Genomic DNA, 20528 nt, shown 5'->3' with positions numbered 1-20528 from the left:
GACCTTTTTTTAAACCCATATTCCACCAACATTTGTTTGTCTTTAAATGAACTAAATGGCATCAGATTTTAAAGTGACACCATAGTCACTTTGTCAATAAAACATACACGCCATGTTCGTTTTCGATATAAACTATATGCAAAATAAATTAATGGCTCAATACCTAATACTGTCAGCACCAACCCAGATAAAAAAAGTTCATATTTCATAGCATATCCTTATTGCAAAACCGAGGCTTTAAAAAGTGGTTTACCTTAGAGAGTCACCTTCTGACTCGTTACATTTGGTTTTTATAAACCAGATGTGCGCTAACTAAATCACTTAAAGCTGTGCCTACAGACTTAAATAACGTAATTTCATCAGCATTTTTACGCCCATTAGCATCACCTGAGCATAATTGTGCTAACTCAGCTTTAACATCAGCCTCAGTAAATAACCCCTCACTGATAGGTATTAACAACTCACCCGCTTCATTTAAAACATTTGTTCGGCTATCAACATATACAGAGCTATTCAAAATAGCCTGAGTATCACACTCTCTACGATCATGATTATGATTACCAATTAAATCTACATGAGCGCCAGGTTTTAACCAATCACCTTTAAATAAAGGGGTGGCAGAGCCTGTTGCACAGCTAATAATATCAGACTGTTTCACTGCCATTTCAACATTATTTACCTCACAAGCTATAAACTCAACTCCTTCGTGACGTGTTTGCATCTGAGTAATTAAACTGGCTACTTTATCTGAATTACGACCCACTATTGTTATTTTTTTCAGTTTTCGAACCGTTAAATGGGCACTGATCATATAAGATGAAAGATTACCTGAGCCAAAAAACACCATGGATTCACTATCTTCTCTAGATAAATAACATGACGCTAAAGCTGATACTGCAGCCGTACGCCAAAACGTAACACTAGTACCATCAACTAAAGCTAAAGGCACACCATGATCTCTACTAAATAACATTATTTTTGAATATAATGAATCAAAATCCGCATCACTATTTTGTGGGAAATATGTAAAAGACTTCACACCTATCACATCTTCATTCCATGCTGGTAAGACTGCAAATGCATTGTGCTTTTCACAACCAGGTGCCAACTCAAACACCTGACGTTTTGGCATCTTAAAATCACCAGAAAAACCTCTTTTGAGGGCAGGTATTAAATCACTAAAATTAAGTATGTTATGAACTTGTTCTTTTTCTATTACTTTCATTTTTTTACCTTTAAATTAGAAACGGTTTAGGTGCATGGGTTAAAACTTGATAACCATCATCTGTAATAAGTAAATCATCTTCTAATCTAACGCCACCAAAATCAGGAATATAAATTCCAGGTTCAATGGTAATAATGTTGCCCGGCTGTAAAACATAATCACAATTAGGCCCAATAATTGGCGCTTCATGTAAATACAAGCCAAGGCCATGGCCCAAACCATCACCCGCCCATTGACCATACTCAGATTCATTCAATACTTCACGTGCAACTTTATAAGCTTCAACAACAGATAAACCGGGTTTAAGCACATTAATTGCAGCTTGTTGTGCTTGCGCTACCGTATTGTAAACCTCTGTTTGTTTCTCTGAGGCTTCACCTAAAATATAACTACGCGTCATATCAGAGCGATAACCATTTATTACTGCACCAAAGTCTAAAGTAATAAAATCACCTTGTTTCAATTTTTGCTCACTAGGAATACCATGAGGTAATGAACTACGCTGGGAAAATAACATAATAGTATCAAACGCCAGCCCTTCAGAACCGAGTTTTTGCATGCGGTATTCAAGTTCTAAAGCCACATCTCTTTCTGTAGCACCTGCAACAAAATAGGGCATTAATTCATTTAAAGCCTGATCAGCAATCGCAGCTGCTAATTTTGTTTGTTTGATTTCCCAATGATCTTTAACCATACGTTGGCGTTCAATCATGCCAGTAATCGGTAAAGTAGCAATATTACTAAACGCTTTACACACATCTTGCCACATAGCCACATTAACAAATGCAGCATCAAACCCTAAAGTTTTTGTACTACCTAAATGACGCTTAATACATGCACCTAAAGTTTCTTTTTCGCGATCTCGCGTAATGATTTCAAAATCACAGCATTCTTTAGTCGCTTGCTCAGCATATCTATAGTCAGTAATTAAATAATTTTGTTCTAGTGTAATAATGCCATAAGCAGCATGACCGCTAAAACCACTTAAATAACGTAAATTTTCAAAACCTAATACTAATAAAGCATCTAAGTTTTGCTCAACAAGTTGCGAACGACATTGACTTTGTCTTTGTTGATAAATTTCTTTCATCGAAAAATAAAACCTTCTTTTAATGGATCTTCAGGATCAATATAAAACTCTGATTTACCTGTTATATAAGCCATACCACTTACTTGAGGAATAATCGCTTGGTATTGCCCAAATTGCGTTGTCTCAACCACTTTGACATTAAAATACGAGCCTAGAATACTTTCAATTTTAATGGTCTCATCAACCAATAATTCGCCTTTTTCATAATGAATAGCCACCCTACCACTCACACCTGTGCCTGTTGGACTTCGATCTAATTCACCTTCAGCAAAAATACATACATTACGACTATGGACGTCTTGTGATAACGCTTGCTGATGGGAAACAAAAATAACACCGTATAAAAAGCTTAAATCATCTTCAAATGGATGTTTGATATCAAACTGACTTTGCACTGCTTCTTTAATTCGTTTGCCCATGTCTATAATGGCAATGCTATTTGTATCGCTTAAGTCTAAATCTAACGTGTCTGCATCAACATAGGCATAAAATGCACCACCATAAGCTAAATCAAAAGTGACGTTACCTAAGCCGAATACAGCTGCTTGTTGTTGCTTCAACGCTAAAAAAGAAGGCACATTATTAAAATGAATATCGATAATTTTATTATTTTTAACTTTTATATATGAAGTAATTAATCCCGCAGGGCTATCAATGCGAAGCGCGTTATCACCTTCGATAACATCAATGACTTTAGCCTCAACTGCAGCCTTAGATAAAGCGACAATCGCATGACCACACATAGTGCTATAACCTTCATTATGTAAAAATAACACACCAAAGTGACTTGTTTCACGTTCAGGTTCAGTGATCAATGCAGCATACATATCTGCGTGACCACGGGGCTCAAAAATAAGTGCTTTACGTAAATCATCAAAATGATTTAAACAATATTGACGTTTCTCTAAAATCGTTTTTCCTTGAAGTTCAGGAAAGCCACCTGTGATCACTCGTAAAGGTTCACCGCCAGTATGCATTTCTAATGTCGTTATATGATGCCAATCTGTTGGCACTTGCCAGTTAGCAAAAAGATTTTGTTGCATAGATAAATTAATTGATAATGATGTATTGCATACAATATACTTAAATTGAATGAAAATGCAAACTTGAGGTTTTTAGATCAATTAAAGGGGTTACTTAATTTAGGATCTGAAACAAAGGATTCATCTGTTAGCGCATTTAAAAATGCAATTAAATCAGATTTTTCTTTATCCGTAAGTTCAAACCCTTTTACAAAAGGACTTTTATACATATTTTCTTTAAATTCACTGTTAATATCAAGTTGCTTTGTGGCACGCCCACCAGCAGCGTAGTGCGCTACAACCCCATCTAAAGTTTGAATACTGCCGTCATGCATATAAGGTGCTGTCAGTGCAATATTTCTTAATGTTGGCGCTCTAAATGCCCCCATGTCTCTTTGCTCTAAGGTGATTTCATTTAAACCAATATCCGTTAAAGGGTAACTGCCTTTGCCATCTATATTATATAAACCCGTATTATGAAAAGGACGTCTATCTAATAATTGTTTTTCATGGGTCGTAGATTGAGTAAAATTGAAACCACCATGACAATGATGACACTCTAATCTTTCTGAAAAAAATAAATCCATACCTCTAACCTGGCTAGCACTGAGTGCATTATCTTGCAATTGATAGGCATAGCGATCAAAAGGGCTATTAAAAGAAATGAGCCTTCTTACAAAACTTGCTAATGCCTTATTAATTTTATCGAAGTTAATATCGTTATCATTAAAAGCGGCTTCGAACATCACTTTGTATTTATCAGTATTAAAGCGAGATAATACTTCATCTTCATAGCCCGTTATCCCCATTTCAACTGGGTTTTCTCCAAACATAGGTAACAAAAGTTGACGCTCAATAGAATCTAAACTCGGATGTGCCCAAGTAAGGGTTTTATTATAGGCGATATTAACTAAAGCCAATGAGTTACGCCTGTGGCTTTGACCTGTAGATCCGATAGAGACAGTTAAGGGCTCTGAAAAAGCCTTTTCTTGTTGATGACAAGTCGCACAATTTTGCGTTTGATTTGCTGATAAATTTTTATCGTAAAATAAAAATCGGCCTAGTTCTATTTTAGCCTCGGACATAGGGTTATCTTTTGGTACTTGTGGTTTGGGGTAGTCTTTAGGAATTGGCCATTTATAAGCTATTTTCTCATTAGGGCCACAACCTAATAAACTCAAGATAATAAGAACACTAAAAATATTTAGTAATTTCATTTTTTAATCACTTTTATTTGGTTAAATAAATCATTATTAGCTAAATTTGAATATATAACTTGGCAAGCTTGTGAATTTAAACTTCCCATACAATTATTATTTTTCTCTAGAGGTAAATGGCTAAATAATTTATCTAAATGGATATAAATGACTTTATTCGGATTAAAATTTTCAATACTAAACCTAAACCTATTTGGTTGTTTACAAGACTCTTTAGGTGCCCGCATAACAGACGCGGAGTCACATCCTGTTGAGCCTAAATGAAAAGACCAATGCTCATCTTTTAATGTTTGGTTAACGATATCTAAACGTAAAAATTTATGACCAAGCTGCCAAGTCCAAAACATATCAGACTGATTTAATGGAAACTGTGCCGTTAAAGGATTTTTATGGTTTAACTCAAAAGGTACTGCTAATTCAAATGATAAGTCTCTACCTGCTGCTATTTCGTTTTCTATATTAATTAGCCAATTCATGCTTTGTCGGCACATACCTCCCAACAAAGAAACATGAGTATTCATATCGACTCCATTAACATGGAGTCTTTGTTGATCTATTTTAAACTTAGAAACATAAAAACTTAATGCATTTATTTGCCACTGATTTTCCATAACTAAGAATGAATCATCACAGGTGATTTCTTTACCTTTAAACATTGGCTGGAATTGAAGCGGTACCGGCGTTTTTTTATTACAAGCAGTTATTAAAATTAATGCTAAGATTACCAATATAATATTACGTAAATGCAAAATTACCTCTTTTTAATATTATTCAATCTGTGATAAATTGAGAAAATAATAATTATAAACACAGGTAATCTTTATGTACCAGAAATATTTATTACATAGCATTGCATTACTAACGACGCTATACAGCGGTCAAATAATAGCACATGCTGAACATGACAAATCAAGATATGTTGATTCCGCAGGTAAAGATACAGGTAAATGTGATAATCCCATTCGCCCCTGTAAAACCATACATTATGCAGTACAACAAGCCAGTAAAGGCGATAAAGTTTTAGTTGCTAGTGGACAATATAATATTCAAGATGAATCAGACATTTTTTATCTACAAAGCCAACTTGTACCTGTGAGCGGAGGTTATAATAAATTTGATCATTTTCAAGTACAAAGCCCAGATGTCAATCAAACCACTTTAACAGGTGTACCTGTTTCAATGGCAGACCAATTATATAAAGCCGGTTTTAAAGTAATAACGGATATAAAGGCAGGTGTTATTTCAAAATCACTTGCTAATAAGCTCAAAAAATACCAGATATTAAGCCAAAAACAACAAGATGTAGCATGTATCGCAGGCAGTGCGAGTGAATTCCCATGCAAAAATGTAGATTTAGTCGCTCATGTACCATTAAGTAGCGGAACAAGTGGTAATGATATTTGGGGACATGTAGATCTTAATACTCATATCGAATATGTAATTATGGGCGTAAGTAATGGTGTTAAAGTTTATAGCTTAGAAACACCAACAAACCCTAAAGAAGTGGGTTTCATATCTGGTTCAAATACCAGTTGGCGAGATATAAAAGTATATCAATATTTTAATAAATTAACTCATTCATACCAAGCTTATGCTTATGTCACATCTGAAAGTAGTGACGGCATTAAAATAATTGATTTAAACAACTTACCAAATTCAGTCAGTTTAGCTGCCACTAACCTTAGTGGAACATCTGCTCATAATGTCTATATCAACAATGTTGATTATACCTTAAATACACAACTTCCCAATGCGATTGCGACGGTTCAAATTGTAGGCACAGAATCTTATGGAGGCGCTTTTACAAGTTTTTCTTTAACAGAACCTAAAAACATCAGTCGATTATTCACCCCTAGTACCAACTCTCGCGCTAATTATACACATGATGCAACCTCTCTTTTAATTGATGATGAACGTAAAAATAGAGACTGCCAAACAACAGCTGAATTTTGTAATGTTTTAGTTGATTTTAATGAAACAGAGATACGTTTTTGGGATATAACCAACACAAACCAAGTTACTGAACTGAGCTCTATCGGCTATGATGACGTAGCAATTGAAAACCAATATGTACATTCAGGCTGGTTCAGTGACGATAAGCGCTATATTTTCGCACATGATGAATATGATGAGTATCAAGGAGGCTTAAATACCACTGTACGTGTATTTGATATTTCAGATTTAAAACAACCTGTTTTAGCTGGTATGTACAAAGGTCCAACAAAAGCAATTGATCATAACGGCTTTGTACGTGGCAATAGATATTACATGTCTAATTATGAAAGAGGTTTAACCATCTTAGATATCAGCGATGCAACCAACCCAAAAGATGCTGGTTTTTTTGATTCATTTCCAACATCTGATAATAAATCATTTAATGGTGCTTGGGGTGTTTACCCATACTTACCTTCAGGCTTAATATTACTGAGTGATATCAACAGTGGTTTATATGTATTAAAAGACAATACTCGTGTTAATAATGAACAAGGTAGTATTTCTTTTGCAAGTTCAACTATAGCAACTCCCAGAGATTCATCTCTCACAATTAACGTTAATTTAGATAAAGCCTCTGAGATAAGTACTAGCATAGCTTATGAAACACTTCCAGGTAGCGCAGAAGAAAATACCGAGTACACACCAACCAAAGGTATTTTATCGTGGGCAGAACAAGAATCAGGGGATAAGTCATTTGATATTGCCATCTCTCCTAGTAACTTGAGCTCCCCATTACAGCAATCTTTTTATATCCGATTATATGATCCAAAAAATGGTGCCACACTAGGCGATCATCAATATCTCACTGTGAATTTAGAAGGGAGTGAACACAATGGTAATGTTACATTTATTGCTCAAAAAGAAAACATTGCTGAAAACCAACAAAACTATAGTATCGATATAGCTCGCACCGCCGGTAGTTTTGGTAGTATAAGTGTTGATTATCAAGTTGTTGCAGGCTCAGCTTCATATACTGATTTCACAGCCATTTCGGGCACATTAACTTGGGGTGACGGCGACACTGCCAATAAGCAAATCGTTGTAGATATTACAGATGATCAACTATCGGAAAATGACGAGTTTTTCGAAATTCAATTAAGTAACCCTATTAATAGTTTAATCGAACAAGCTAAGTACCAAGTCACCATTTTAGATGACGAAAATAATCAAGCTCCCACAGTATTTGCAGGTAACAATATTGAACTTTCTACCAATGCATCAATTACAAACACCGAAGCTAATGCAACTGATGCTGAAAATGACCAGTTATCATATTTATGGTCTCAAGGTTCGGGTCCTCTGATCACAATAGACAACCCAACCAGTATCCAACCAAAACTTACTTCATCAGATGAGACAGGTGAAGCGGTTATTACCCTTACAGTAACAGATGAAAGAGGTGCGAGTAGCTCTGATAGCCTCACAATTAAAGTAATTGGCGCTATTACGCCACCAGAACCACCAACTCAACCGGAACCTCAACAAAGTTCTTCGGGTAGTATCTATATATTATGTATTTTTATGGCTTTTGTTACGAGATTACGGTTTTTAACAATAAAGAGTAAATCAACTTCATAAGTTAACGTTCAAAAGTAATATTCAAGATAAGGTTATTTATACCCAAGCTACTTGGAAATGCATGATTTCAGCGGGAGTTTAAATGGTCAAATACAAGACATTTATTGCAGGTAATGGGTTATTCCCTTATCAGCATAAATAACGCGGTAGTTGACCATTTAAAACCCGCCCGTAGGGAATTTATCAGATAAGTAATCACTACGTTACATCAGTTTGAAAGGCAATAAGCATTCCTAAAATGATGTGCCTTGTGCTAACTCACCTGATAAATTCTGAAACAAGCATTATCAAGTGGCTTGGGTATATAACTAAATAATCTTATCTGTTTTATCCTTTAAAATAACCAAACATCACCTAATTTTACCGTTCAACACAAATTCATCGATTCAAGACTTAAATCCCCTATGATTCATACCAAGCAAACATTAATCGTATTTTTTAAGATAAGGATCTTAATATGACGACATTTACGCAGACATCAGAAGGAACATTTGTAGATAGAGAGCCTGGAAAGTTCACAACAAAATTGAAAATGGCAGGTGCTATTGTAGGATCAGCATTGGTTTTATCTTTAGTATTTAGCGGATTAATGACTTTATTAGTCGTAGGTTCAATTGTGGCGGGTATATCGTTATTTTTTCGTAAATAACTAAAAGATAATAACTTATCAAGTCATTCTTTCTAAAATATTTTATAACGTCATCAAAAATAAAGCACATATATTACCCAATATGTGCTTTATTTTACGTCAACGCAATAAATAATTAAGCAGGCTTAATCATTACATTTTGTTGTCACGCTTTACATTCACTGTTTCCATAAACTTAACAGCAACTACACGCCTGTTTTGCGCATCAGCTTTCACTGTATTTGCAGTATTTAGTAACTGAGTTTCACCTAAACCTACCACTTCAATTCTATCTGCTGCGATATTATGCTTATTCACTAAAACTGCTTTTACTGCTTTAGCGCGGCGTTCAGATAGTTTTTGATTATACTCATCAGAACCTCTAGCAGAAGTATGACCTTCAAGTGTTACTGTATTGTTTGAATGCTTAGCTAAAAAATCAGCGACTTTCGAAATTTCATTAAAATATTGTGCATTCACACTTGAGTTATCATGTGGGAAGTTGACTAATAGCGCTAGTGACGCTTCATGAACTTGCGTTACAGTACACCCCTTAAGGTCAACTGCATATGCAGTTGCTGAATTGGCACAATTATCTGCTACATCATATACACCATCATTATCACTATCTAATGGTTTAGATTCTGTTTGTGCAACTTGAGTTGGTGCTACATTTTTTTCAGGTATCGTTGTTGATTTAGCCGTTTCACCAAAAAAGTAGTTTATACCTAGCTTCCAAGCAAAATCAGTATAATCACGATCTAAGCCTTCATACCAAGTTGCTTCAGCAGAAACAGCCCAATCATCATTAAAATAATGTCTTGCGCCTGCACCTAAGTTTGCCATATTGAAGCCTTGGTAGACATCCATTCTTTTAATACCAGCAAAACCATAAAAAGGTGAATCATCAAGATGATAAAGCGCATCAATACCAAAACGTGTTGCACTTTTTTCTTGAGTTGTACCTTTAATACCAAAATCATGAGCAGTCACTTCAATACGAGTAGCCCACTGTTGATCGAAACGGTAACCCAGCTCTAAACCTAAACCTAAAGATTCACCTAAGCTTACTTCTGGCTTGTCTTCAATGTTGTTCCAGTTAGCCCAATAGTAATCAGCAAACAAACCTAAGTATGCACCTTCTTTAGCTTTTTGCTCTGCCAATACAGAAGTGCTTGCTAATCCTAATAAGCCTAATGTAATACCACATGCTACTGTGTTAAATTTCATATTTACTCCCTATCTATTTAATTAAAAAATATTATACATCATTGACTTAAATTAAGCTTATTTGTGATACTTTACCCGACCTTATTTCGGCGTAACATCAAATAGCTAAAATCTAATAAGCGCCACAACATATAATCAAAAAAATCGAACTTTACATATGATTAAAAATCAGCGCCACGCTATTTACTTTGCGCTTGCAGCCGTTTTTTTATGGTCGACAGTTGCAACTGCTTTTAAGCTTGCTTTACAACATTTATCACCTTTACAGTTAGTTTTTTATGCTGCTGTTTTTAGTTGGTTATTTTTATTTGCATGTTTAACTAAAAACAAACAACTCACTGAAATTACACCTACGTTTAGGCGCAATAAAGCGCTCTATTTTAAGTTAGGGTGTTTAAATCCACTTTTATATTATTTAATTTTGTTCAAAGCATACGATCTATTACCTGCGCAACAGGCGCAAGCACTTAATTACACTTGGGCAATCGCTCTAAGTTTTTTAGCAGTACCCATGCTTGGCCAAAAGTTAAGAAAAACTGATATCGCGGCATTAAGCTTTGCTTATCTAGGGGTGTTAATCATAAGTACCCAAGGACAGTTAGCCCAATTAAACTTTCAAAACCCTTTAGGCGTAGGCCTTGCACTGCTCAGTACACTTTTATGGGCATTATACTGGATTTATAGTACCAAAAACAAAGATAAACCTATTTTAAGCTTATTTATTTGTTTTTGTGTTGGTTTACCTTTAATTGCGGCAGTCGTTACTTGGCAAAATGCTTGGATACTGCCCAACTTAAAAGGCACATTAGCTGCTTTATATGTGGGTTTATTTGAAATGGGCATTACTTTTGTTTTATGGCTCATTGCCATGAAAAAAGCTGAGAATACCGCAAAAGTAAGCAATTTAATTTTTATCTCTCCTTTCATATCACTGATTTTAATTAATCAGTTTTTAGGAGAAGAAATTCACCCAGCAACTTTAGTTGGGTTATTATTTATCGTTGCTGGATTGATGGTGCAGAAGTTGATTAAGTAACAGTTCTAGGTTCTAGGTTCTAGGTTCTAGGTTCTAGGTTCTAGGTTCTAGGTTCTAGGTTCTAGGTTCTGAAAAGTATAAATATTTCAGCTTCGCTGGGCAAACAAAAATGAGCAATAGTAATTATTGCTCTCGCCAATATATGACGTGATCGTTACCGCGATAGCGGCCAAATTGAATTTCACCTTGGGGGTGTAGCTGTGAGCCGTTTCCTTTCCAATCAAACTGTAACCATATAGGAGTGGTAGTGTGCTCAATTAAAAAGTTCTTTTGTGAACCTAAAGGGTCTACGTATACCCCTTCTACACCATCATAAGTACCATTAGAAAACCTATAAGGAGCGGTACCTTTAATATCAAAAGTTAGGCTTGGGCTCAAAGGTGTTTTTTGATCCAAGTTTGCACTGTAATCACTACAGCTGTCTTCTATATTAAGTATAAAATTTGTACCATCAAAATACTCTGTGCGCATAGGTACCTGAATAGTGTCAAACTCAGAACCATAGGTATCTAATAATGCTAAACGGCCATATCTAAATTGATTTACACCATTAAATTTAACCCCAGTACATGAATTATCTGAAGTACAAGCACTGTTTGGATGTAAATTATTCATATCTGGGTTTTCATTCATATTCAAAAAATCAGTTATATTTTGCAGTGAGCTTTCTCCATCATCGATCATTAAAACAAACTTAATATTTTCATAAGGCCCATCAGGACTTGAATCACGGTTTAACACATAACCAGAAGATGATGATGTAAATATACCGTTTTGCCAACTACCTGCTGAATTTGGAGGAATCAATCGGTGTACATTATTTGTATCTTTAAAGTCATTATGTGAACGATATAAATCATTATTATTATTTTCAACTTTAAATGACATAGTTGCTTTTGCAAAAGCACCCGTATAATTTGTTGCTATACTGCTTAAATCTGAGGTATCAGAAATAGCATTAACTGTGTATTGGCCTGTGAAACTTTGACCAAAATAAGTAAATGTAGCACCGCAACTATGATTAAACATTGGTGTTGGATCTACCGCTAAAGTAAAAGCTGCTGGAACAAACCTACCAATATTATTTTCACTTCCTGTAATTTTAGTACTTGGCTCACCGGATCTTGTCCAATTTAAGTAATTTACAGCATCTAAGCTAGCATCAAGTTGTAAAATACCCACTTGATCCCATGCCACATTAAAATAGCTATTTGCTCCAACTTTAGATATGCCATCCACAAACTTATAGGTTCCAATTGCTAAGCTACCATCTTCTCCACCAACTGGCGCTTGCACTTCAGAAGTTATATTCGGCACTAAGCTAATACTGGTATCATCGTCATCATAATTAAGCGTTAGGTTATTTTCCGCATTTAAGGCTTGAATTTGAACAGTGAAAGTCTCACCTGTTTTTTTAAATACAGAGTCTGATGCATCATCAGCATATGAGGGATCTGTTGAACTGTGAAGATCATCTTTTACGATAACAGAAAATGAATTTGGTCTAAAAATAAACTCATTTGAATTACCTACCATATAATCAGATGAGCCTTGTAATGGCGCTCGAACATTAAGCTTTACCTTACCTGCATCAGTAAATTTTAAATTTGAAATCGAGGCAATTCCGTTAGTATCAAAATTTAAATCAACTGAAGTAAAACTTGCTGTTTCTGATTTAGCAATTGTTTTATTTTCTCCTGCTTGATCATTCAAAGTAAGTCTCATACTAGAACTGATATTACAAGTCCCTGGATCAACGCAATCTACTTGAAATTCGATTGGTTTAACTCCCGTATAAACAGACTGGCACGCTCCTGTTTCGGGACTTGTTTTAACAGGCTGAATATAAATGGGATCTGTTATTATAGCTCCTGAAATCTGATCCTTTAAATCTACTTTATTGGTTCCAGTACTCTCAGTAAACCTCAAACCTGTATCTGTAAAAGCAATATCACATGCAGTTCCACCGCTTGAATTTATACAAACTAAAGGGTTACTAGCTGATACAGTTTCATTTGCAGTAGATAAAGTTAAGGTACCTAACGTAGTTTGACTTAAATTTACAGTTGTATTTCCAGTAAAAGTAGGAGACGATTTTATAACACCATCCGCTTTAAAGTCGAGTGTTGTACTTGAACCATACAAACTAGTACAACTTGCATTTTCACACGCTTTAATTGTTATAGACTCTGCTTCACAGGTTAAACCCGCACCATCATGTTCAATTCTGTAATGATCAACTTCTGAAGCACAAGAACGTGCTGTGCCATCCCAGTTATTACCTGCTTCAACATTGGTTTTAATATCATTAATTTGAGAAGATGAGAGTACCGTATTAAAAATAATTAATTCATCTAATAACCCCTCCCAGTCTTGAGCAATGTCAAATCCTCCGCCAAAACTATCTTGCTCTTGACCTAATATGAGACTCGCTATTTGTAATGCGGCATTATCGTCGCCATCAATATGTGTGATACAGCCTTGACTCACACCATCAAAATAAAAACAACTTTGTGCCGTATTAGCCCTTCTCGTCCATACTAATTGGTGCCAATTGTCATTATTCATAGTTACCGTAGAACCTAGTTGGCTAGCGGTATCAAAAGGTGATGCGGTTATTGTAGGCCAAAAATGATTGTTATTATCAAAGTAAAATACAGCTTCATTGCTGCCTTGTTCGCTTGAATCTCTCAAACCAGAAAAAATAGTTGAATCTTGAGTAGATGTGCTTTTTCCCCAAACAATAGCTGTGAAATCACTTAAACCATTCATAGCTGAAGCATTCATAGTGATGTAATCTGTTGTTGAATCAGCACTTAAATCAGCTGCGTTACATAATAAGCCATCAGCAGGTAATACATTTGTGGCTGTACCATGATAGTCATTTTCTGAGCTATCTAAAATTGCATTTGTACCACTGTAATTTACTTCATCAAAATGCATATCTAATACAGGTTGCAAAACTGGGCATGCTCTAGCTGAACCATCATAACCGAGACCTGCATTTTGATTATCATAAATATCAGTTATCTCATCAGAACTGATTGCCCCATCAAAAATAATTAATTCATCAATCAGCCCTTCTACCGCTTGAGATGAATCAAATCCTCCGCCGAAACTATCTTGCTCTTGACCTAAAATTAACGCCCCGATATCAATTGCACTCGCATTATGAGTTGTACAATTTTGCAATACTTTATCTCTATATAAACAATTTTGCGTACCATTTCGGGTCCACACTATATGATGCCAATTATCATCAGAGATATCGGTAATACTAAAGCTACCGTTTTGATACTCAGTTAAATAAGGTTGGAATATTTGACTAGATGGAAACCACATTATCAATTCATTAAAATTACTATTATTAGCGCCAGAGACTAAGCTTTGATTTGCTGCTTTGGCTGTTTTTAACCACAAAGAAATAGAAAAGTGAGTTTTATTATCTAAAATTTGTTCATTTAATTTAATATAATCTGAAGTACCGGAGGCCGTTAAATCTGCTGCATTACACACCTTACCAGGAACAGGTAACGCTGAGAATGCCGTTGCATTATTACCATTAATAGAGTCAATCACTTCACCAGTTGCACCACTTACCCAGCTTGTTTCATCAAATCGATATTCAGCGGTAGGAGTCGTATCACCACATAAACCATTTAAATCTAAGTTTGGTAAAGCAGTACTAATATATGTAACTGTCGCACCTTCTTTTATTTTTATTTCACCTTCTGCTGAAATAGCACCATAAAACCGCCCACCACTACTTTTAATTTCAACCTTATTTTCAGAGTATATATAAGCTGATATCGTTGCATGACTTTCAACTTTAACTTTATCTTCCCCTTCAGCAAAATAATAAACAAATAACTTACTCGGATCTCCCACATTTCCTTGGTTTATCACCGACCACTCTTTAAATTTGGCTTTCCTTGTCGCAAAAATTCTGACGGTACCTGAGCCCAGTACATTTAGGCTACTAATCCCTTTAAATTCTAAGTTTTCTATGTAGTAATCACCTGGAGTCATATACACAGTTGAGTTACTTTCAACTTTTAACTGTTTAAAATAGTAAGTATTAAAACTACTACTCATATAAAGTATGCCAGAATTTTTAACAGTGACATTTTTAAGATCATTAGAAGTTATTGTTTGAGTTGTGCCATTAACTGTCAAATTACTATTTGATGTGTAATTAACAAAATTTGCAGAGAGTTTTGGTACTACGCTACCTTGCGAACTACAGTTTGCAGTATTACAGGTTAGTATTGAACCATTATTTTGCACAAGTGTCGTCGCTAGAACCGTATCTGGGTTATTAATTAATAAAGACCAACCTTCAAATTTTATTTTGCCTGAATTGTCACTATTCGTAAGCCCATCTATAAATGTCTCCTCGCATGATAGCGATACCGCTTTAGGTGTAAAGAAGCATAGAACTAATAAAAGTGATATATAAATAAAACTCGTTAACTTGAACACTGATACTCCTTTTAAACCACAATAACCTGATATATAAGTTTGAATTCTGTCATTAAATTAATTAAGTGTTTTAGCTTCAACATTTATGGTCCTTTGCGTTTGCCAAAAGTCTTTTCGGCAGCCATGGCCTGCGGCACAATTGCTTATTGAACAAGTTGCAGAGCTACTTATTCTAAATACATTTACAAATTCAGTTGAAACGGAAGAATCCGGAATATCTTCTATTGCATTGCAAATGATTTTTGCACTACAATTTAATAAATAAGGGTCGGAATAAGTTAATGTTTTTGGTGCGGAGTCATCAAAGTTATTACATGCATCAACAGACGCTTGATTAGCCACGGCAGGATCTGAATCAGGATTTAACTCAAATATTTCAACTAAGGCCCATTCAATACCACTTTGGCCAGCTAACAAAGCGCGAGCACCATAATATTCCACCGCATTATTGTGTGCTGAACTCGATAAAATATTCACTAAAGCGACACCTAATGCCAGCATTAAAATAGCAATAAATAATGCACTCATAAGCATGCTGCCAGCTTGTTTTTTTATACTTTGCATTATGCTCCTTTTTTGAGTGCTTTAATCACATTTTCAGTGCGGTCACCTCCGAGCTGTTTTTATCGAAGAGCTATCACATTATTTATCAAAATATTCAGTAACAATAATACACATAATCTAAACTCAATTAAAATAAAGTGTGTAACTAAAAAGAATCTTTATCAATTTCACTTTATGGCACATTAGGTAAATGAATTTCGTGATTAAAAGAAACCGTCTCAGAGCTATTTATACCCATTTGACTATGAATATTAACAACCGAATTTCGCGTTAAAGACGCATTATGATAATTAAAAAATGCAGTGCTAGATAAATCATTTTGTATCAATTTACCTAATAATATGCCTTTTTTTGATCCTATCATATGGGTTGCTATATTAGGGTTTGAATCTGCTTTATTTTCCTTAAAACCATAACCTTCATATCTATAAAGCTCATTACCTTCAACACAAAAACTCACTGGATTATCTAGAACATAAACCCTTTTAGTGGGTGATTCATCTGCATACACCCCAGACATCGTCCAAGTATCTAACGAAGGCGTTGTATTATCTAACGCTGAATTTATAATAAAACGTTTATTATTAGCCGCTTTGTAAACATCGTCGGCACTAAGGGCATAAATACTTACATTATCATTGCTAGAATTTGCAGTAGTATCTGGATAATTAGTAGGATCAACCACGTTAATTGTATTACTTGTTAAATTATCCACATAAATAGAACTGGCTTTAAAGGGCACAAACTCTAAACACTGAAAGGAGACACATGCAGGCACTACTTCAAAACCATCATTGTCATCACTGTCACAATTTAGCCGAACTGAATTAGGCGTTGCATGACGCAATTCACGTGTCAACCTTGCCAACATAAAGCGTGATTGGGCTACCGCTTCATCACGCTCAGTCGCTTCTGCATAAATTTGAGCACCTAATGATAAGTACTGCATAGTTCCAACACTTACAATACCTAAAATAATAATCACTAAAATTAATTCAATTAAAGTGAAACCACCAACCTGCTTGGCATTTTGGTAAATATAAGGCTGCGCCTTAGTAGAAAAGGTGATAGGAAATCGGGTTGAATTTTTGTTTGTTTTTTCTGAATTAAGTCCTTCAAGCATTTAATAATTTCCCTTATAGGCAGAGAAACCATAGGTTTCATTATTACTGGCCGTGATAGATACGGTGATAAGCTTGGCTTTTATATCGGTATCTGCAGTACCATTAAAATCACCATCATAAACCACAGATATTGTTGCTGTAAAACCTTTATAATAATCAGATACATCTTGATTTAAACTGTTTTTAAAGTCAGAGTCACTTAAGGTTAAGCCATTATAATCATCAACATCATTATAATTTACTCGACTCTGTAAGCTTGACCCAGTACAAGTTGGCGCTGTTTTTGTATTATCTAAACACTCAGGGCCAAAGTTAACAGTTTCAGTACAAATAGCCCCACCTTCTCCACAGCGTTGCCAAGGTGGGCTACGATCTGAATTCTCATCAAACGATTTAGCCAGTATTTCATTCATTAAAGCTTGGCCCAATTCTGTCGCCCGTATTTGTACAACAGGATCGGCACTTTGCCTCGCTTGTGGTGCTAATAAGCCAGTCATAATGGTCATTACAATTGCCAATACCACCATACCTAAAATCAGTTCGATTAAAGTGAAACCACCATTTTGTTTTGCATTACGGTTATGATAAGGCTGCGCCTTAGAAAAAGGTAAAAATCGAGTTGCAGATTTGGTCGAAACACAAACCATAAGGGGATTACATTTTTTAATAAAATATATACCACACCGGAATAGCGTCATTAAAATAGAATGCCAAAATTCTATTATCTGAAATATCCCCTTTTTTAAACAAGAATTCTTTTTATTAACACCCATAAATGGCACCTTCACCAGATATGCAAATAGCCACTTCGCCAACTGTTATTTTACATCCGCTCGTATCGCAATTGCCTTCATTAGTACTGGTACAGTGGCCATTAGTGAAAGTGACAGGGTTACCTAAGCATGGTTTGCCTAAATCATCAAATGCAATTTGGCTGAAAGTAGAACCGGCTGCATTATCAGCATCAAAAGTGACATCTGTGCGACTGCTATCTAATGTCATAGATAAATAATTAGGGTTATCAACGCTACTTGCAGTATTAGAACAGGTATTTGTATCAGTTATAGGGGAAGGCGGCGCAAGTAAATTAGGAGAGATAATAAATTTATGACACTTTGCATTAGCAGTCATTTGCATTGCACGTAGCTGCATGGTTCTTAAAGTTGACATCGCTTGGTCTCGGGCAGTATAAGAATCAAATAATGCTGGGCCAAAAAATTTGGGGAGCACTGTCACCGACAGGACCCCCACAATAATCAAAGTAATGATCAACTCGAGTAAGGTGAAACCTAAATTAGATTTTTGTTTTAAATTTCGAGCTTTCACTTTACTTTAATTAACAGCCATCTGTATTAACAATAATAACAGGTTTAACAGTTTCACTTTCAGCTTCTTTATATGAAACATAACAGCCATCATGAGTTTCAGCTGTAGTGCCATCTGTTACTTCAGGAACTAACCCTACGACAACAGTCGTACTTTTAGTAGAAATCACATATTCTCCAGTTGTAATTACAAGCCCATTGAAGTCTCCATTAGCACCAACTGAAATGTCTAGAGAGGCTAAAATACCAGCAGCTGCCGTAGGGTAACCAAATGAAGTTAGTACATCTTTAGCCCCATCACCATTAGTATCAACACCAATACCAGTGCCACCAGCAGTTTTATGAACTCCACCAATAATAGCTTTTCCGTATACTACAGATATAGCACTATTAACAGCCCCGTCAACTCCTTGAATTGTTGCTTTATTTGCATCCCCCTGCAAATCTAAAAATTTAGGGGCTGCGGTGACTGCTAGAATACCTAAAATTACAATTACGATGATTAATTCTATCAAAGTAAAACCGGTTTGTTTTTTATTTATTAACTTCATAGCGTTCCTATTTTATTAACTTAACTCTTATGGCAGTGTATAAGCCCCATAAGAAACATTTAAAATTGATTACCAAATAGTCAACTTTTAACTATTTAATACTGCATAAGCTAAAAGCTTATGTTACGAAACAAAAATCCATTTTGAATTTATCGATATATATCATTACTTACATTTAATCATATTTTTCAGCCATACTAAAAAATACAAGCAGTGACAATTTAATTTACCGGTTTAATGCAGCATTTCAGCTTAATTCATTTATTTTTAATACAGTTAAAAGCCTTCAACTCCACCTTAAATTCAAGCCTTTGATAAGTAAACCTTTTGTTATTGTGTTAACGTTTTTTCTTTTAGCTATTAACTCTTTTAGCTTTGCTTTTCATCTTTGGCTGCATAGTAGCCTTTAAAAAATCTGCGTAGCTGATTTTTTAGTTAAATACTAAAACTTGACCTGTTTGTGGTAAATAAGTAAAACCTCGGGTATTGGCTTTTATGGTACCATCAACGGGTATATTATTAATATCTAAAGAATTTGTTAAATAATATATGCACTGATCATTACCCGAATTTTCATCTAACCTTATTAAATATCTATTGTCTTGTACATCTGCTTGTAATGCACCAATTGAGTTACTGGGTGCACTTTGCAATACATCATTAAATACTTGCTGGCACTTATTTTTACTCATTTGCGTAGCACGGCTATCACCTTCAGTGCTTCGTGCTGTTGGATAACCTATTGTGCCATCAACCCCCATTTGTAATGTATCATAAGTGACTAAAGTTTTATTAGGAGCGCCTGATTCACCATTTGGTCGGCCTTCAAGCTCCCATTGCGCTCTAACTAAGCCAATTGCAGCAGCAAAGCCACCTGCTACGCCTTCAATTGACGCTTCTTCAGCTTGATCCGTTACTTCTAAAAAACGTGGTAAGGCGGTTGCAGCTAACAACCCTAAAATAATTACAACAATTATTAATTCTATTAATGTAAAACCACTTTGTTTTTTCATTATCATTTTTATTTAACTTACCTTTATTGGTACAATTTTATCAAATAAAGCCTGTTCAAAAGCTTAGTATTCTTATTTAAGTATAGCTAAATAAGTAATTAACTCGAAAGTAGGTTAAAATCACTATTTAATATAGCAGCGCTATATTAACAGTCCTCTGAGTTAAAGCATAATCAAAAAGTGTGGTATTCTCTCTAAAACACGTATATCTTGATACATTATTCTTTTTATCAAACATAGGTATAACACGCAATGTTTTTAACTTTTTTTGTGGCTGTAAACTTACCCAAAAAAGCACCTTAATTACTAAAAACACAGCCAAATAAAATAATTTCCGCCTTAAAAGTTATAAGATAATATCCTATACTTTTTCTACTATTTTAAACTTTTAGCCCTTGATGGCTGACATCATATCCCGTATCAATAGGTAAATATTCCGTGTTTTTTA

The 20528-nt window shown here is 35.1% G+C and carries 17 protein-coding genes; 3 read left to right on the top strand and 14 right to left on the bottom strand.

What is annotated here, in order from left to right:
* Positions 1-68: 68 nt before the first annotated feature.
* The 6 genes from CJF42_RS27130 to CJF42_RS01825 form a co-directional block, all read right to left on the bottom strand.
* Entirely contained in the window at positions 69-209 is a 141-nt protein-coding gene (locus tag CJF42_RS27130; protein ID WP_170940433.1) for a hypothetical protein, read from the bottom strand.
* Positions 210-277: 68 nt separating this feature from the next.
* Positions 278-1225 carry a bifunctional Delta(1)-pyrroline-2-carboxylate/Delta(1)-piperideine-2-carboxylate reductase gene (lhpI, locus tag CJF42_RS01845; RefSeq protein WP_095365039.1) on the bottom strand — a complete coding sequence of 316 codons (948 nt, stop codon included), beginning with the start codon at positions 1223-1225 and terminating at the stop codon, positions 278-280.
* 10 nt (positions 1226-1235) lie between these two features.
* Entirely contained in the window at positions 1236-2315 is a 1080-nt protein-coding gene (locus CJF42_RS01840) for a M24 family metallopeptidase (RefSeq protein WP_095365038.1), read from the bottom strand.
* Entirely contained in the window at positions 2312-3358 is a 1047-nt protein-coding gene (locus CJF42_RS01835; protein ID WP_095365037.1) for a proline racemase family protein, read from the bottom strand. Before CJF42_RS01835 ends, CJF42_RS01840 begins: the two co-directional genes overlap by 4 nt.
* A gap of 77 nt (positions 3359-3435) precedes the next feature.
* Positions 3436-4554: a methanobactin export MATE transporter MbnM gene (locus CJF42_RS01830; RefSeq protein ID WP_095365036.1), complete on the bottom strand. Its 1119-nt coding sequence runs from the start codon at positions 4552-4554 to the stop codon at positions 3436-3438.
* Positions 4551-5303 carry an MbnP family copper-binding protein gene (locus CJF42_RS01825; protein WP_095365035.1) on the bottom strand — a complete coding sequence of 251 codons (753 nt, stop codon included), beginning with the start codon at positions 5301-5303 and terminating at the stop codon, positions 4551-4553. The genes CJF42_RS01830 and CJF42_RS01825 overlap by 4 nt, the downstream gene beginning before the upstream one ends.
* 73 nt (positions 5304-5376) lie before the next feature.
* On the opposite strand from CJF42_RS01825, the gene CJF42_RS01820 reads away from it, so the two are divergent.
* The gene (locus CJF42_RS01820) at positions 5377-8127 is read left to right on the top strand and encodes a choice-of-anchor B family protein (protein ID WP_095365034.1); all 2751 of its coding nucleotides are present in this window, start codon (positions 5377-5379) and stop codon (positions 8125-8127) included.
* Positions 8128-8584: 457 nt separating this feature from the next.
* Positions 8585-8776: a hypothetical protein gene (locus CJF42_RS01815; RefSeq protein ID WP_095365033.1), complete on the top strand. Its 192-nt coding sequence runs from the start codon at positions 8585-8587 to the stop codon at positions 8774-8776.
* Between the two features lie 132 nt (positions 8777-8908).
* Here the strand turns inward: CJF42_RS01815 and CJF42_RS01810 are convergent, their stop codons facing one another.
* Positions 8909-9985, bottom strand: a complete 1077-nt coding sequence (locus CJF42_RS01810) for an OmpA family protein (RefSeq protein WP_095365032.1) — start codon at positions 9983-9985, stop codon at positions 8909-8911.
* A gap of 157 nt (positions 9986-10142) precedes the next feature.
* Between CJF42_RS01810 and CJF42_RS01805 the strand changes: the two genes are divergently transcribed.
* A complete protein-coding gene (locus tag CJF42_RS01805) occupies positions 10143-11021 on the top strand; it encodes a DMT family transporter (RefSeq protein WP_095365031.1) in 879 nt (292 codons plus the stop codon).
* Positions 11022-11144: 123 nt separating this feature from the next.
* Here CJF42_RS01805 and CJF42_RS01800 read toward each other — a convergent pair whose 3' ends face one another.
* The 7 genes from CJF42_RS01800 to CJF42_RS28975 form a co-directional block, all read right to left on the bottom strand.
* Positions 11145-15503, bottom strand: a complete 4359-nt coding sequence (locus CJF42_RS01800; protein WP_095365030.1) for a LamG-like jellyroll fold domain-containing protein — start codon at positions 15501-15503, stop codon at positions 11145-11147.
* Between the two features lie 57 nt (positions 15504-15560).
* Positions 15561-16067 (bottom strand): agglutinin biogenesis protein MshP, encoded by a 507-nt coding sequence (locus tag CJF42_RS01795; RefSeq protein WP_095365029.1) that lies wholly within the window; start codon positions 16065-16067, stop codon positions 15561-15563.
* A 172-nt stretch (positions 16068-16239) separates the two neighbouring features.
* The gene (locus CJF42_RS01790) at positions 16240-17190 is read right to left on the bottom strand and encodes a prepilin-type N-terminal cleavage/methylation domain-containing protein (protein ID WP_095365028.1); all 951 of its coding nucleotides are present in this window, start codon (positions 17188-17190) and stop codon (positions 16240-16242) included.
* On the bottom strand, positions 17191-17838 hold the full coding sequence (locus tag CJF42_RS01785) for a prepilin-type N-terminal cleavage/methylation domain-containing protein (RefSeq protein WP_095365120.1): 648 nt from the start codon (positions 17836-17838) through the stop codon (positions 17191-17193).
* Between the two features lie 115 nt (positions 17839-17953).
* On the bottom strand, positions 17954-18517 hold the full coding sequence (locus CJF42_RS01780) for a prepilin-type N-terminal cleavage/methylation domain-containing protein (protein ID WP_095365027.1): 564 nt from the start codon (positions 18515-18517) through the stop codon (positions 17954-17956).
* Between the two features lie 10 nt (positions 18518-18527).
* Positions 18528-19067, bottom strand: coding sequence for a prepilin-type N-terminal cleavage/methylation domain-containing protein (locus CJF42_RS28980; protein ID WP_095365026.1), 540 nt, complete (start codon positions 19065-19067; stop codon positions 18528-18530).
* Between the two features lie 431 nt (positions 19068-19498).
* Complete coding sequence (locus CJF42_RS28975) at positions 19499-20086, bottom strand: prepilin-type N-terminal cleavage/methylation domain-containing protein (protein WP_095365025.1); 588 nt, start codon at positions 20084-20086, stop codon at positions 19499-19501.
* Between the last annotated feature and the right edge of the window lie 442 nt (positions 20087-20528).

Source organism: Pseudoalteromonas sp. NBT06-2, assembly GCF_002276045.1.
In the GTDB taxonomy this organism is placed as follows: Bacteria; Pseudomonadota; Gammaproteobacteria; order Enterobacterales; family Alteromonadaceae; genus Pseudoalteromonas.
This window is presented reverse-complemented; position numbering and strand designations above follow the sequence as displayed.

Excerpts from the sequence above, each read along its gene's own strand:
- CJF42_RS01815 (WP_095365033.1), top strand. The coding sequence starts at position 8,585 with ATGACGACATTTACGCAGACATCAGAAGGAACATTTGTAGATAGAGAG.
- CJF42_RS01795 (WP_095365029.1), bottom strand. The coding sequence starts at position 16,067 with ATGCAAAGTATAAAAAAACAAGCTGGCAGCATGCTTATGAGTGCATTA.
- CJF42_RS01810 (WP_095365032.1), bottom strand. The coding sequence starts at position 9,985 with ATGAAATTTAACACAGTAGCATGTGGTATTACATTAGGCTTATTAGGA.
- lhpI (WP_095365039.1), bottom strand. The coding sequence starts at position 1,225 with ATGAAAGTAATAGAAAAAGAACAAGTTCATAACATACTTAATTTTAGT.
- CJF42_RS01785 (WP_095365120.1), bottom strand. The coding sequence starts at position 17,838 with ATGGTTTGTGTTTCGACCAAATCTGCAACTCGATTTTTACCTTTTTCT.
- CJF42_RS01835 (WP_095365037.1), bottom strand. The coding sequence starts at position 3,358 with ATGCAACAAAATCTTTTTGCTAACTGGCAAGTGCCAACAGATTGGCAT.
- CJF42_RS28975 (WP_095365025.1), bottom strand. The coding sequence starts at position 20,086 with ATGATAATGAAAAAACAAAGTGGTTTTACATTAATAGAATTAATAATT.
- CJF42_RS27130 (WP_170940433.1), bottom strand. The coding sequence starts at position 209 with ATGAAATATGAACTTTTTTTATCTGGGTTGGTGCTGACAGTATTAGGT.
- CJF42_RS01805 (WP_095365031.1), top strand. The coding sequence starts at position 10,143 with ATGATTAAAAATCAGCGCCACGCTATTTACTTTGCGCTTGCAGCCGTT.
- CJF42_RS28980 (WP_095365026.1), bottom strand. The coding sequence starts at position 19,067 with ATGAAGTTAATAAATAAAAAACAAACCGGTTTTACTTTGATAGAATTA.
- CJF42_RS01820 (WP_095365034.1), top strand. The coding sequence starts at position 5,377 with ATGTACCAGAAATATTTATTACATAGCATTGCATTACTAACGACGCTA.
- CJF42_RS01830 (WP_095365036.1), bottom strand. The coding sequence starts at position 4,554 with ATGAAATTACTAAATATTTTTAGTGTTCTTATTATCTTGAGTTTATTA.
- CJF42_RS01840 (WP_095365038.1), bottom strand. The coding sequence starts at position 2,315 with ATGAAAGAAATTTATCAACAAAGACAAAGTCAATGTCGTTCGCAACTT.
- CJF42_RS01790 (WP_095365028.1), bottom strand. The coding sequence starts at position 17,190 with ATGCTTGAAGGACTTAATTCAGAAAAAACAAACAAAAATTCAACCCGA.